At 44.3% G+C, this 14033-nt stretch carries 12 protein-coding genes and 1 other annotated feature (1 of these 13 running past the window's edge); of the genes, 1 reads left to right on the top strand and 11 read right to left on the bottom strand.

Features of this window, described 5'->3' with window-relative positions:
- Positions 1-10: 10 nt before the first annotated feature.
- The 9 genes from ACUUJN_RS09360 to ACUUJN_RS09320 form a co-directional block, all read right to left on the bottom strand.
- Complete coding sequence (locus ACUUJN_RS09360; protein WP_484669523.1) at positions 11-550, bottom strand: GrpB family protein; 540 nt, start codon at positions 548-550, stop codon at positions 11-13.
- A 90-nt stretch (positions 551-640) separates the two neighbouring features.
- The gene (locus ACUUJN_RS09355; protein WP_484669522.1) at positions 641-2749 is read right to left on the bottom strand and encodes a class I SAM-dependent methyltransferase; all 2109 of its coding nucleotides are present in this window, start codon (positions 2747-2749) and stop codon (positions 641-643) included.
- Between the two features lie 122 nt (positions 2750-2871).
- Positions 2872-4404, bottom strand: coding sequence for an NAD(P)H-binding protein (locus tag ACUUJN_RS09350; protein ID WP_305954065.1), 1533 nt, complete (start codon positions 4402-4404; stop codon positions 2872-2874).
- A gap of 237 nt (positions 4405-4641) precedes the next feature.
- Entirely contained in the window at positions 4642-4986 is a 345-nt protein-coding gene (locus ACUUJN_RS09345; protein WP_233903857.1) for a DUF3024 domain-containing protein, read from the bottom strand.
- Between the two features lie 235 nt (positions 4987-5221).
- Positions 5222-6193 carry a glycoside hydrolase family 43 protein gene (locus ACUUJN_RS09340; protein WP_484669521.1) on the bottom strand — a complete coding sequence of 324 codons (972 nt, stop codon included), beginning with the start codon at positions 6191-6193 and terminating at the stop codon, positions 5222-5224.
- A gap of 40 nt (positions 6194-6233) precedes the next feature.
- Complete coding sequence (locus tag ACUUJN_RS09335) at positions 6234-7619, bottom strand: family 43 glycosylhydrolase (protein WP_484669741.1); 1386 nt, start codon at positions 7617-7619, stop codon at positions 6234-6236.
- 80 nt (positions 7620-7699) lie between these two features.
- Complete coding sequence (locus tag ACUUJN_RS09330) at positions 7700-8542, bottom strand: carbohydrate ABC transporter permease (protein ID WP_023988072.1); 843 nt, start codon at positions 8540-8542, stop codon at positions 7700-7702.
- A 27-nt stretch (positions 8543-8569) separates the two neighbouring features.
- Entirely contained in the window at positions 8570-9460 is an 891-nt protein-coding gene (locus ACUUJN_RS09325; RefSeq protein ID WP_023988071.1) for a carbohydrate ABC transporter permease, read from the bottom strand.
- Positions 9461-9553: 93 nt separating this feature from the next.
- Complete coding sequence (locus ACUUJN_RS09320; RefSeq protein WP_023988070.1) at positions 9554-10897, bottom strand: ABC transporter substrate-binding protein; 1344 nt, start codon at positions 10895-10897, stop codon at positions 9554-9556.
- A gap of 508 nt (positions 10898-11405) precedes the next feature.
- Between ACUUJN_RS09320 and ACUUJN_RS09315 the strand changes: the two genes are divergently transcribed.
- Complete coding sequence (locus tag ACUUJN_RS09315) at positions 11406-12335, top strand: ArsR/SmtB family transcription factor (RefSeq protein ID WP_053325180.1); 930 nt, start codon at positions 11406-11408, stop codon at positions 12333-12335.
- Positions 12336-12393: 58 nt separating this feature from the next.
- Here ACUUJN_RS09315 and ACUUJN_RS09310 read toward each other — a convergent pair whose 3' ends face one another.
- Positions 12394-13104, bottom strand: coding sequence for a DUF1361 domain-containing protein (locus ACUUJN_RS09310; RefSeq protein ID WP_068940295.1), 711 nt, complete (start codon positions 13102-13104; stop codon positions 12394-12396).
- 95 nt (positions 13105-13199) lie between these two features.
- Positions 13200-13808, bottom strand: coding sequence for a DUF1349 domain-containing protein (locus tag ACUUJN_RS09305; RefSeq protein WP_028542799.1), 609 nt, complete (start codon positions 13806-13808; stop codon positions 13200-13202).
- A 190-nt stretch (positions 13809-13998) separates the two neighbouring features.
- Positions 13999-14033: a binding site (T-box leader), on the top strand (it continues 204 nt past the right edge of the window).

The following is a 14033-nucleotide window of genomic DNA, read 5'->3' as shown; positions in this document are numbered from 1 at the left end:
TCCATGCGTACTAAGAATTCATCTGTCCCTGCCTATATCTTTCAAGCTTCGCCCGCTCAATCACCTTCCGAATGAATGGTCCTTTGGCTTCGGTATACGCTGCACGGTCATATTTGAATTGGCACGCCAAATCTTTTTTTAAAGTATCATACGCTCGCAGGCTATCAGGATGCGCTTTTAAGTAATCTCTGAACAATAGATGGTTTTCCCAATGCTCACCTTTATACTTGTAAATATGCAAGTGATGAGTCCCAGCTCCCCATTCTCCACGGCGAAAGAAAGCTCTCTCTGGAAAATCAGGCTTATGTACATATTCATATTGAAACCCTTGTAGACGCTCTCGATGTTCGGATTGAAGACTTGCCAACTCTTCTACTCCAACCATAATATCAATAATAGGCTTGGCTCCCAGATTAGGAACGGACGTACTACCGATATGCTCTATGCCGACACATACATCTTTGAGAGCCTCTACAATTTTCCTTTGCTCTCGCATATACTCTTCAGCCCACTGCGGGTCATACCCGGATATTTCCACCTGCGAGGACATACATGAACACACCTCCACTAGCTTTCTAAAAAATGCCTTCCAATCGTGCTTGGCACAAATCAGAAGGCATTCTCTTGTTCAAATTAAAAATCATTCAGCAATTCCAGCCCTATTATTCGGCTTCTCAATCACGATCAGACAGGTACTGTCTGGCAAAGGAACCCGCTGGCCCTGCTCATCCATGAACTCAACACGGCTGGACAGCGCCTCGGCATAGCCCTCCTGTAAATAATGGCGGCTCACCCGGATAATCGCTTGTGATCCAAGTGTGTTACGGATACACTCTTCATACTGTGACGGGGTAAAATAACCAAACTGCTCCTGCACTTCATGTACATAGGCTTCCGCCCCCCATGTATAGGTATATAGAAATTCCATCGCATCGTTCACTGGCAAAACAGCCTCATGCTCACCCACACGCTCTATTTCAATGTGGCGTCCCGCAAAATCTTGCGCATACCGCATCAGCCATTCCATTCCATCCGGCTCCAAGAATCGAATTCGTCTGCGCTGCTCTACTGGTTCGGTCATAATACCGTCACGAATGATGATACGCCCGCCGGGTGCAAGCACACGATAGGCGCTCTGCAAAGCATCCTCCACCGTTTGTGGATTGAACCGAATTCCATCTCGTTCGATGTAGGAATAGAGCTCGTGAAGAATCGAAGAGAAGATGACCGTGTCCATGCTCCCCGTTTCTACATATTCCTCCAACCGAAGCGCATCTCCTTTGATGACATCCCAACGATGGCGCTCCAATTGCTTTTTACGTTTAAGTGCCTCAATGACATTCACAGAAATATCAAGACCTAATGGCTTCGCATCTGGTCTTTCCTGTTCGATCAGATCCAGCAGCACGCCCCCGCCGGGTCCAATATCCAGTATGCGGGTTCCCGTCACGTAATCTAAAATGACCCTTTTATAATCTACGGTCTGGTTCATATCTGTAAGATATGTTTCCTCATTGTGAAAGCGATCATAAGCATCACGCCGTAATCCGAACAGATCGAACAGCAGCAGGACTGCTTTGTCATACAGAGGCGTTTTTTCTGCTTCAATACAAAAATCGATTAGTTTCTCAGCCGCAGATGAAAATACAAAATTAAAAAATACAGTACTCGGCAGCTCCTCTTTATGCTCCACGATCACACTCAAATGAGGATTATGCTTCCGTTTCCCTTTTGAGATGTCCTGCCAGGACAGTGCACTTAAATATTTTTCTATCATTCGTTTTTTATATACGTTAATTTTCTTGACACCACGATAGTCATAATACATCGTATTCATAAGCGATTCGAAGCTGATATGGCGAACGGTCGCAGGCTGTTCCTGCCCCGTCCCATCCCTCAATGTGAGTAAGAATACCTTTACCAGTTCTTGAAGTGAAAAATCCTGCAAAGCTGATTCTACATACCAAAGTGTCCGATTCTCCAACGGAGCCAGCGCCTTCTCTACATTCAACTCCTGCTCTAGTTCTGTGTAAGCCTGCTCGAACGGCTCTCCTTCATGAATCGAAACCGACCGTAATCTCTCCAGTCGCTCCTTTACACTCCAGACTACAGGAGCGTTATCCCATGCAATCCAGCCGATCAGCTGCTCTACTTCACTGCGTACTTGGTCCCATAATGCAGGTTCTACCCCGGCGATAATACACTCGTTCAGGGCCCGTAAAACAAGCTCCAGTTCCTCAGAGCTCAGCCAGCCCTTACGAGTAATTTCAAGCAGCAGTCGATTTTCAGCAAAAGGAATTTCTCCCCGTATATATTGCCCGATCAATCCATGCGTCTCAATCAGAATTCGGGTCATGCTATTGCGCGGGTACGCAGGGGACTCCGCTTGGGCCTGTCTGACATACAGTTGGGAGGAGCCGATATTATGTACAAATAAATTAATGCCCTCATGCTGCCAGCGTAGCCGTTCGCGGACTGTACCTCCTTTGGCTGTCTCAGACCACACCAATACATCCTCCAGTAGCTCTTTAACCCAGAATGACAATGGAAGTCCGTCCAAAATAAGCAACGTACGCTCCACGTAATCCAGTACAGGATTCGCATCCTTTAACTCACCTATAGATCGAATGCGTTCCAAATTTACAATACGCTCCTCAGCCGAAACAAGCAGCTTTAACCAAGTCGGTGTATCCCAGGCCAGATCATTTTCTTTCCTGTAATTAGCAATGGCTTTTAACGATTGCAGCATTTTTCTCACCTCGTGTGATTCGGATTCGGTATGCACAGGAGACTTTGGATAGGACATTTGGATAAAACCTTGTATATATTACACTTTACCATACATTTGTAGCTTCCATCTCGTGGAAAATATTAAACATTTGTATCAATCAACCGCTTGACATACTTGCCAAACGCATACATAACCCCCAAATGTACTTTGGCCTGTGTATATTTATAAATAAACCAAGGCAGCGATGGCACATAATCATGAATGGCTACGACACAAATATTTGTACCGGGAATTTGCAGGAACTCAAGCCTGCCGCGATGGTCTTCCTTTACAGTGGCAAAAGTACCTCCTGTGATTCGATAGAGTGCAAACTCAGAGGTGCTCTGCGCACGGTCATAAATCATTTCTAACAACGGCTTTCGACTACCCAAGAGATACAACTGATAGGTATCCGGGCCTCCTGTCTCGACACGCACCCAAGGTTTTGCAAAGACCGGAAGCCAGGCCAAATAGCGTTCCCCGGCCCATGTTGCATCCTTACCAGGCGGGAGTTTGATCCGTTGCACCGAGCGTACATCAGATTTTAATGATCGAATTGCTGACTTTAACGGCTTTTTGGACTTGCTATGGGAATTCTTCTTATGCCGATATTCTTCTTCCTGCTCGAGTGAGGTTCGAGCTGCTTTGTCAAAGGAAATCTTCCCATCGCTGATGCCTTGAACCTTATGTTTCCGTTGCGCCACCATCGGATGAGCCAAGCTTTCAATCAGCGGATAAGCCATCTCTTTGGGGGCTCCAGTCACTAGGGTAACCCAAAGGCGGGACAGTTTGATCGTCAGCAACGGCACATTAAAAAAGCGACGCTTTTTATCCATTATTTCCGCTGTTCTTTGCATCATTTCTCTATATGTCATAACCTCCGGCCCGCCTACGTCTATAATTTGTTCATCAAGAGTACGGTTGCCGATGCTCCGATCCAGCGCATTCAAAATATCCTCCAATGCAATCGGGTGGGTCTTGGTTCGGGTCCAACGAGGTAGAATCATGACTGGTAATCTGCGAACGAGCTTGACCAAAATTGGAAACGATGAACCCTGTGGGCCGACGATCAAGCCTGCACGAATTGTGGTTACAGGTACTCCAAAAGACTTCAATACACGCTCAACCTCCAGACGGCTGCGTAAATGTCGGGATAGTTCATCCTCACTTGTATGCTCGGGAAGGATACCGCTCAAGTATACAATCTGCTTCACCCCGTTATTACGCGCTGCCCGGGCAAAATGCTCTGCCAAAATCACATCCATATCCTCAAATGTTCCTTGTGTCAGCTTCGCTGAGGGCAACATGGAATGAATGAGATATACGGCATAATCCGCTCCATGTAATCCTTGATTTGCATCCTCCATGGAAAAAAAATCACACGAGCGCCATTCCACGTGCTCTGTATTTTTACGCTGATCTCCACTGCGGGATAAGGCAATGACATCTGCATGCTCAGTCAGCCTCTGCAGCAGATTATGCCCGATATAACCACTGGCGCCTGTCAGTGCAATTCGGGATCTGCCTTTTGGATACAATGCTTCACACTCCCGCTCTACTTGTCTTATCTCAGGTTCCGGTCGATACTGCTCATCTATACGCCTTTGTCTGTCATTACGTTGCTGCTCATTCACTACACACCGCTCCCCACTCGTTATCACGCTCTGTGTTTCACATACCCTGATTTACAGTACCCGTAACAAGCCCCATGACAAGACATGGAAACGTAAACTAGACAGTGCCACCCCAGACAAAACAAATGACCGTAACTTCCATATAAGGAGTTACGGTCAGCCTGTTTACTTCCATATATAGTTTAACGGGACGACTCCCACTACCTCCATCTTCCGAACTTATCATTCTGCACTTCGTTAACCTGTCCAAAAAATACCTGCTGGATCTATTTCTACCTGTTCGAGCTGTTCTTCAAAGCACGGATTAGGTGCAATCTCTTTTACGCGCTGCCAGCTTTCAGCCTCTTGCCGGGCATATACATGCCAATGATTTTCCTCCCAGCGAAATTGGACAATGTCCGTGCGATCCCACGACTCAGTTTCATTAGAAGGCCTTTCCTCCGTCAAGATCAAACAGTTATCCTCTATTTGATAAATGAGCCGCACGTCAGAACGCACGTAGCCTGGCACCTTTAGCGCAATATAGCCATTCAGCAGGTATTCAACCTTTTTAACGGTAAACGGATCAATCCGCTCGTTCACGAGATTTCCACCCCTTGATCAATTCGTAAATATTACGATTTAAATATAGCAGAAATCGAAGTTTTTGAAAAGAGTCCTCATTGCCGTCCCAAAAGCAAAAAGATACCCTCCAGCCTGAAGGCTCAGAAGATATCTTATTACTCTTGTTATACGCAGTCGAATCATAATTCCCTATGATTTCTAGAAAGTTACAGTACCGCTGTGCAACACGTCAACCATCTATAATAGATTTCGCTTATTTATCAACAGAAACGCCATCTGGTATTGGAATACCAAAATCAGGTGTTCCATCTTCCTTCCAGTTGAACGGCTGAACACGTGTATGACGATTCGGATCATACAGCGGGTCTCCAGTAATTTCCTTGTAGTTTCGGGCGTGATATACGATTACATCGCTACCGTCAGCAGCAACCGTAAAACTGTTATGACCTGGCCCGAATTGTCCTGTTTCCTCATTGGTGCAGAATACCGGCTCAGGTGATTTCGTCCATGATTTCGGATCAAGTAAATCCGTATTCTCATCTGCTGTCAACAGGCCCATGCAATAATTGTGGTCTGTGGCGCTAGCTGAATAACTGATAAAGATCCGCCCGTTCCGTTTCAGAACCGCTGCTCCTTCATTCACCTTAAAACCGATGATTTCCCAATCATATTCAGGAGTAGAGATCATGATCTGCTCACCGCGCAGCGTCCACGGATTGCTCATTTCAGAAATATACAGATTGGAATTACCGACGATGTCCGGGTCCTTCTGAGCCCACACATAATACAGAACTCCATTATGCTGGAAGGTTGTCGCATCGAGAGCGAACGTCTCCCAACGGGTTTTGATCTGTCCTTTTTCCACCCATTCCCCTTCCAGAGGATTAGCTGAATCATTTTCCAGCACGAACATCCGATGGTCGAACAGGCCTTCCTTCGTCTCCGTTGTACGAGCTGCTGCAAAATAAATGTACCACTTGTCGTTAATATAATGAATTTCCGGTGCCCAAATGTTCGCACTTAACGGGCCCGTTTCATATTTGTGCCACACTGCGACAGGCTCTGCTGTACTCAAGCCTTGAATAGTACTTGATCGTCGAACCTCAATGCGGTCATACTCTGGCACAGATCCGGTGAAATAATAGTATCCGTCACTATGCTTGTAAATCCAAGGGTCTGCCCGTTGCTCAATGACCGGATTATTAAAGGGTACAGATTGATTCATGGTTTTTCTCTCCTCTATGTGTAGTATGTAGTTCATACAATTAATCGCTGATACGTTTTCCCCAGATGGAAATTCCCTTTTCATTCATACCTGTGAAAATTAGAGTATGGCGACCGAGCTCCCAGTCCCATGAAGGAAGCAATAACAGTTCTTCCTTTGTTCCTTCGGATGTATTGCTCCAATCCATTGTTAGAGTACGCTTGCCATCAAAGCTCCAGTGACCTTCAAGAGAACCACTGGTTGCCCGCCCTCCATCTTCAAGACGGAGCGGTTCAGCTTCCACCTGACCATCTACTTCCTGCCTTATCACGATGCGCTCCCAGTTGCCGGATAATAGCCTTTTGGGTATATCCTGCTCCTTTTCCCCCGCATAGCGCTCCGGAGAGACGACCGGCCAGCCCTCTGCCGTCCATAATATTTTGCGTACATGCAGGTACGGCCAGCTCTTGTCCGTTTCTCCCCGCGCATGATGTACAATATAATAATCCGCACCGTCCTTCAGGACAGAATTGTGACCTGGCGCAACCCAGCCTTCTCCTTCGCTGAACCGATAACCGCCCAATACCTTGTTTCCAATCTCGTATTGAGGCAAATAGCTGGTATCTGCCATGTCATGTCCATTCATGTCCACATAAGGCCCTGTGATAGAATCTGAGCGAGCAACGCGAACATTGTAGTCCTCGAACAAAGAATCATACGAGACGAACAAGTAGTATTTACGGAACATTGGATTGTACACAATGTAAGGCCCTTCTACAGCACCGTCCTCAGTTGCCCGATCTCTGGAAGCGATATTTTTGCCATAGCCGGACTCTTTAAGCTTTCCAGTCAGGGGATCAAGCGGCGTAATGTAAATACCGCCGAAAAAAGAGCCGTATACCATCCATGGATTTCCCTCTGCATCCAGCACCGGATTGGCATCAATCGCATTCAGCTTGTCATGCTCTCCCGTTTTAACGACCAGCCCCTCATCCTTCCAAGGGCCTTCCGGGGAGCTGGATGTCTGCAATCCGATCGCAGACCGTGTGCTGCCAAAGGTAGAAGCGGAGTAATACATCCGATAGGTATCACCCATCTTGATGATGTCCGGTGCCCACAGATTGGTTGCTGATGACCACGCCTCCGCTTCCTTTGGAATGCCGGGGAGTGCATACTGAACCCAGTTCCAGTGAATCAGATCAGTCGATTTGCGTACCATAACACCAGGTCTCAATTCTCCACCTGTCTTTACATCCGTTGAGTAGACATAATAGCCTCGATCTGTTTTGATAATCGCCGGGTCATGTGCATTGTTAATGGTCCAGCGCTGTTCATCGTTAATCGTACTTTGATCATACAAGTGATCGGGAGGCGGAGCCTGCGGATACACAGGGTCCGGAGTGTTATCCCCACAGCCGGATAGACCCAGCATGAACAGCATAACCATAACTGTTATTCTCCTCCTTCCTTTACCCATTACATATTGTGACTGCCTTACATCATTCATCCATACCCTCCAAGTGTCAATTAGCCTTTGACACCCGAAATGGCAACCGATTCAATAATTTGTTTCTGGAAGATCAAGAATATAATCAGTACAGGTAACAAGGCTATAATTGATGCTGCCATGATAAGCGGATAGTCCGTCTGAATGGCGTAAGTCGCATTAAAATTCGCGATAACCAGCTGCAGTGTCTGCGTTTCTGGTGAGTTCAAGTAAATAATCGGTGCCAAATAATCGTTCCAAATCCCCATGAACCATAAAATTAGTTGTGCCGCAACTGCTGGCTTAATGAGCGGGAACGTAATCGACGAGTAGAGTCGGAAATAAGAACTTCCGTCAATTTTCGCAGCTTCGATAATGGCATCTGGTACACTAAGCAAGTACTGCCGCAGGAAAAAGATCATAACTACATTTCCGAACAAACCTGGAACAATCAGAGGCAAAAGTGTATCGACCCAGCCAAGTTTGGAAAACATCATAAACTGTGGAATCATAACCGTTGGGTATGGAATCATCATAGATGCGATGAGTGCCAGAAACAGTTTATTTTTATGAGGGAATCTCAGCTTTGCAAATGCAAAAGCGGCTACACTGGATGTAAAGGTACCTATAACGGTAACACTTACAGCCACAATCACACTGTTCTTGATCCCGCTTAACAAAGGTCCTGCTTCCCAAATTTCCTTATACTTACCAAACTGGAATACCTCTGGTATCCATACTGGTGGAAGAGCAAAGACATCCTGCTTTTCTTTCACCGAAGTGGACAGCATCCAAAGCAGCGGCGCGATCATCACAATCGCTCCAATCGCTAGTACAATAAAGATAATGGTATTGGTAACTTTCGTTTTTTGACTATGGGACATAATCAGACTCACTCCTTTCCGCGAAAATCAATCCCCATCAAAGGACGATTTTTCATTCATTTTGAATTGAATCAAAGTTACGATAAAAATGAAGATGCCGAGAATCATAGCCATCGCGGAGGCATATCCCATTTGCAGGTTTTTAAATGCCTTATCCCAAATATAAAAGACGATTGAGGCGGACGAGTATTCCGGACCCCCTGTAGGTGTCATAATGTTCATTTCAGTAAAGATTTGCGAACCACCAATGATATTAGTTACGACCAGGAAGAAGGTTACTGGTTTCACCATTGGCCATGTAATATTGCGGAACATCTGGAATCCGCTAGCTCCATCTAGCTCTGCTGCTTCATAATAAGAGCGAGACACGCTTTGCAGGGCTGCCAAATATAGCAGCATCGTATAGCCGAGACCCTTCCAGACGGTCATGAGAATCAAGGCCGGTTTGACCGTATCCTTATCCATCAGCCAGTTAGGACCCTTAATACCGAATATTTCGAGGAATTGGTTCACCAAACCATAGTCTCCGTTGTATGCCCAGTTCCACATAATAGAAACGGCAGCCAACGAAGAAATAACCGGGATATAGTAAATCACACGAAATGTTGTCGTACCTGGAATCTTGCGATTCAAACCTAGTGCCAGCAGTAAAGCTAGTACAAGACCGATTGGAATACCCAGCATTAAGAAAAGAGTATTGTACATCGATTTATAAAAGAGCTCATCGCTAAATAAATCTTTAAAATTGTCGAAACCAATAAAATTCATTTGTCCCAATCCGTCCCAGTCTGTAAAAGAGCCGTATAACGAATAGACAAACGGGAATAACGTAAAGATTAGCAGACCGAGAATAGGTGGAAGAATAAATAAGTATCCATATATCTTCTCTTTGCGGTAGAGATTAGATTTGGTTATCACAGGGCTCACCTCTGTTTCTAATTTGGAATGAAGATGATGTTAGCAGCATGATATTTAGCCACTAACATCATCCTTTTTTCCTCTATTTACGCATTATTTCTGTGATTTTTTCTCTTGCTCCACCGCTTTATCCAGCAGTTTCTGCATTTTCGGTTGTTCTTGCTTCAGATAATCTGCCGCCGTAATTTTGCCGTCCAGTACAGGCTGAATATCTGTGAAGAAAATATCATACCATTCTGCATTATACGTATAGTTGCCTGGTAATGAGCGTCCATAGTCATTTACGATATCAATAAATTCCTGTTTATTGTTAGGCTTGGTTTTCGTATCTTTGGACCATTCATCAGCCATGTCCAGCAGATTCGGAATTTGTACCTTGGCATCTACCAGCTGCTTCATTCCTTCTTTGGAAGTGGTCAGGTAATTAACCAGTTCTACAGCTTCATCTGGATATTTTGTTTTAGAGGAAACACCGATACCCAGGGAACCAATCCATGTTGCCGATTTTCCAGTCGATCCGGCTGGGAACGGCAGCAAATCATATTCGAATGGCAGTTTTTCAAATGTACTCATATCCCAAGGACCTACCGGGAAGAATGCCATTTCGCCCTTCATCCAACGTTGGTATGTGTCCAATGTTTGCGATTGTTCAATACCAGGTGTGATTTTATATTTGTTTTGCATGTCAGCAAAGTACTGAAGCGCTTCCGCAAATTTCGGATCATCAACCGTTACTTTGGTTTTGCTCTCATCCAGCCAATCCGCCCCATTGCTCCATACAAAGGCTTGTAATGCCCACTGAACGTTAAAGCCTGTACCGTACTGATCTGGCTTGCCGTCACCATTGGTATCTTTGGTTAACTCTTGGTTGACCTTGATGAACTCATCCCATGTATACGGTTTGTCTTTATCAGGCAAAGGCACGCCCGCTTTTTCGAACATCGTTTTGTTGTAGCCAAGTGCGAATGGACCCAAGTCCTTCGGCATACCGTAAATATCTCCTTGACCGGCCATTTTACCGTCATAGCGATATAAATCCACACCGTATTTCCAAATGTTATCTAGGTTTATATCCTTATTCTTCTCAATGTAAGGGGTGAGGTTCTTCAGTACCCCACTGTTTACATAAGCTTTCACATCTCCAGGGTTAAAATAAAAAACATCTGGAAGATTATTTCCTGTGATCGCAGCTCTAAGCTTTGTAGCATATTGGTCCGCTGCTGTCACGACCATTTTAACCTTTACGCCAGGATGTTCCGCTTCAAATTTCTTAATTACTTCCTTATAAGCCTTTTGCTCATCTGTTCCACCACGGAACATGAATGTCAGTTCCTTGCTTCCATCACTACTGGAACTTCCCCCGCCACAACCAGTCAATGCAGCCATCATTAACAACAGAACAACCATTGCTATTGCAAAACCTTTTTTCTTTATCAACGCGACCCCTCCTAAATTTAAATGAAACCGCATACATTTGGTGTTAAAATAACTTCATACCACTCGGCCTAATCTTTAACTGTGCGGTACACAACCCGTTGTTGATTGCCGCTGTGATTATCATCCCTCTCATGTACCATATAATTAACATTTTACTTTATCAATAATGAATTCGTTTACAAACAAAATATAGCATGCGCTTCCTCAGTTCGTCAATGTATTTTTCAATCTTTTTAAATAATTATAAAACATAGATTAGAGTAACATGAAAAGCAAAATTAAATCGTATTTAAGTTAATTTTCATCTAAAAAACTAGTAATAAAACTTAAATACGATTTATTTATGAAATAATCTCTAATTTGGAGCCTAATCACTCCCCTCTTTATTTAGTAAAAAAAATTTACAAAAAAGCAGTTTACTTCTTTTTGATTTTATTTTAACATAAATCAAAGTAAAAAATATAAGCGCTTACATCACAATTTTTATAGATAAGGATGGTCTATAGCTATGATTTATATTAAGAACTTAATGTCAGGGTTAGATATTTTTAAAGCACTGGGTTCCGAAATCCGCATTCAAATTCTCGAGCTACTTGCTTATCAGGGCCAAAGTATGAATGACATTGCAAACAAACTTAATTTGAGCAACGGTACCATTACAATGCATATTCGAAAGTTGGAAGAATGCGGCCTTGTGGAGATCAATACCGTTAGCGGCAAGCATGGTACCCGAAAAATGTGTTATTTGAACAAGGATAAGCTGATGGTAGATTTGCGCAGCAGAGAACAAAAAAATGTGTATGAGGTTGAGATTCGCGTAGGTCATTATAGTAACTACCAAGCGTCCCCCACTTGTGGATTGGTGACCCGAGACAGCATAATCGGCGATTTTGATGATCCACGCTATTTTGCAGATCCCGGGCGGCTGGAGTCGGAAATGATCTGGATGGCCGAAGGTTTTTTGGAATACCGCATCCCCAACTATCTGAAAGCGAATCAATCCTTTAAGGAAATTCAATTCTCCGCAGAACTGGGCTCAGAAGCACCCTGCTATTGTGAGGAATATCCCTCTGACATTTGTTTTCATATTAACGGTATCCCTATTGGGCACTGGACCAGCGCCGGAGATTTTGGAGAAGTGCCGGGGGTTCTGAATCCAGATTGGTGGCCACCGCATTTGAATCAATATGGTATGCTCAAATTAATTCGCATCAATCAGCATGGCAGCTTCATTGACGGGTGCCGCATATCCGAAGTCACAATAGACGATATTAACCTTAACTATAAAAGCGACATTACACTCCGTTTATCCGTAACCGATCAATCGGAAAACAAAGGTGGGCTCACTATTTTTGGCAAAAGATTCGGGAATTTCAGTCAGGATCTGCTTGTACGCGTGCTTTACGATGTGCACGGGGAGGACAGCACCAACTCCTGACACTCTACATGTAAAAAAATAGGCCGAAGCCTGTATTCATTGAATACATGTCCTCGGCCTAAACATCCTGATTCTCACTTAAAGAGATATAGATCAATAAATAAAAAATGACTGCTATCCCAAACACCAGCCAGCAAAAGGACAGCAAATGAAGCCTTGGTCCTGCATGTACTCCCCATCTCCAAATATCCGCAAGGAGCACCAGTGGCTGCAATAATACATCCCAGCTATTCCAGCGAGCAAATCTGCCAATATATACGCCTATGCTGGCCAGCCACAACAACACAAAAACTACAGCCCATGCGAGTCCACCTGAACAAATCCTCCTCAGCATATGGTGGATCACCAATACACAAAGGGATGTAAGAAAAAGGCCCAGCCCTGCTGCTGAAAAAGACGTAAATAAGATAAACCAAAATTGTGTGTTCAACCAAAAACGTGTATCAGGATTCACATCGTAAAAACGAAACGCATGAAGTAACTCAGTCACCAAATAAAGAGCATTCGGCAGAAAAAACAACCATACAATTGAAGAGAAAAATAAAAGAATACTTCTCACTTTTGTACTTTGCAGTCTGAATAAAGCCATCATTCCCAGAGTGATAAAGACCGGAACCCAGGCCAGGAATATATCCCAGTACAGAAATTGATACATCCTTGTTCCGCTTGTGGACTGTAAATACATAATGAGTCCGAAACAGCCCAACGTAGCTACAAGCAGCACTCCCAACAAACTGAGCAGCTTGTAGCCCTTCCTTCTTAACAGCAAGTTTCCATCTACCTCCTGCCTGAGTATGCGTATATACGTCTTTTCAAGCCCTATTTTATAGCGCTTTCATACTTAGAGAGAAAGCCTTTGTCTATTTACTCCACGTTTCGTATGTCCTCGGATACATGGTTTGTTATCGTCAAGGCATCAAAGGTAACAGCACAGCCCTCCCCCACCGGGGATTGAGCAACAACTCCAACTTTTAGCTGGTTAGGAACATTCATACCAAAATATCTCGCCAGCTTCCAATGCTGACCGTCTGATGAATAATGGAATGCAAAGCAATTTCCAGCTCGTGCCACTCGTAAATACGGATTGGACACGTCCATCGCCCCAGAGATACAATCATCGGATGTATCCCGAGTGACCACACTAAGAATAGATGGAGTGCTTTCAAAATATTCAAAACACAGCTTAGCCCAGTGGGTATCATCCGCCATCATCATCAAGCATCCTGAATCATAAGGCTGCTTCATATCAACACGGACCCTCGTCCATATTGTAAAATCACCTTGAAGCGTTGTATGCAAAAAGGGTGCGGACGATTTAGTCGCTGCGCCAGACGGATCCCTAAAGAAATCTGCCTGTGAAGGTGCAGAAATTTGCAAAGACTTGGAATCATCGAATCTCCACTCAGCCGGCTCATTGATCCAGCTCCAATCCGCCGGCAAAACTTCACTGCTAAAGCGTTCAAATACGTTCATATGGATACCATTCCTCTCTGGCAATATAGTCATATAACACATTGAAATCTGGGGCACAATCCCCTTGATACCACTATATACGTTATTTTCCAGTCGTCAATGATGATGATGTGTCTTTAAAGTTTATTAAAAAAAAGACTTGCCATCCTGAAATGTTGTGCTTATAATTACACCTAACTTGATACGGTAACAAATTTCAATGACGAGAACGAGTAAGCTATACAG

It is taken from the genome of Paenibacillus sp. LRG-1 (assembly GCF_057220305.1).
This window is presented reverse-complemented; position numbering and strand designations above follow the sequence as displayed.

Excerpts from the sequence above, each read along its gene's own strand:
- ACUUJN_RS09355 (WP_484669522.1), bottom strand. The coding sequence starts at position 2,749 with ATGCTGCAATCGTTAAAAGCCATTGCTAATTACAGGAAAGAAAATGAT.
- ACUUJN_RS09360 (WP_484669523.1), bottom strand. The coding sequence starts at position 550 with ATGTCCTCGCAGGTGGAAATATCCGGGTATGACCCGCAGTGGGCTGAA.
- ACUUJN_RS09340 (WP_484669521.1), bottom strand. The coding sequence starts at position 6,193 with ATGAATCAATCTGTACCCTTTAATAATCCGGTCATTGAGCAACGGGCA.
- ACUUJN_RS09305 (WP_028542799.1), bottom strand. The coding sequence starts at position 13,808 with ATGAACGTATTTGAACGCTTTAGCAGTGAAGTTTTGCCGGCGGATTGG.
- ACUUJN_RS09315 (WP_053325180.1), top strand. The coding sequence starts at position 11,406 with ATGATTTATATTAAGAACTTAATGTCAGGGTTAGATATTTTTAAAGCA.
- ACUUJN_RS09335 (WP_484669741.1), bottom strand. The coding sequence starts at position 7,619 with ATGGTTATGCTGTTCATGCTGGGTCTATCCGGCTGTGGGGATAACACT.
- ACUUJN_RS09330 (WP_023988072.1), bottom strand. The coding sequence starts at position 8,542 with ATGTCCCATAGTCAAAAAACGAAAGTTACCAATACCATTATCTTTATT.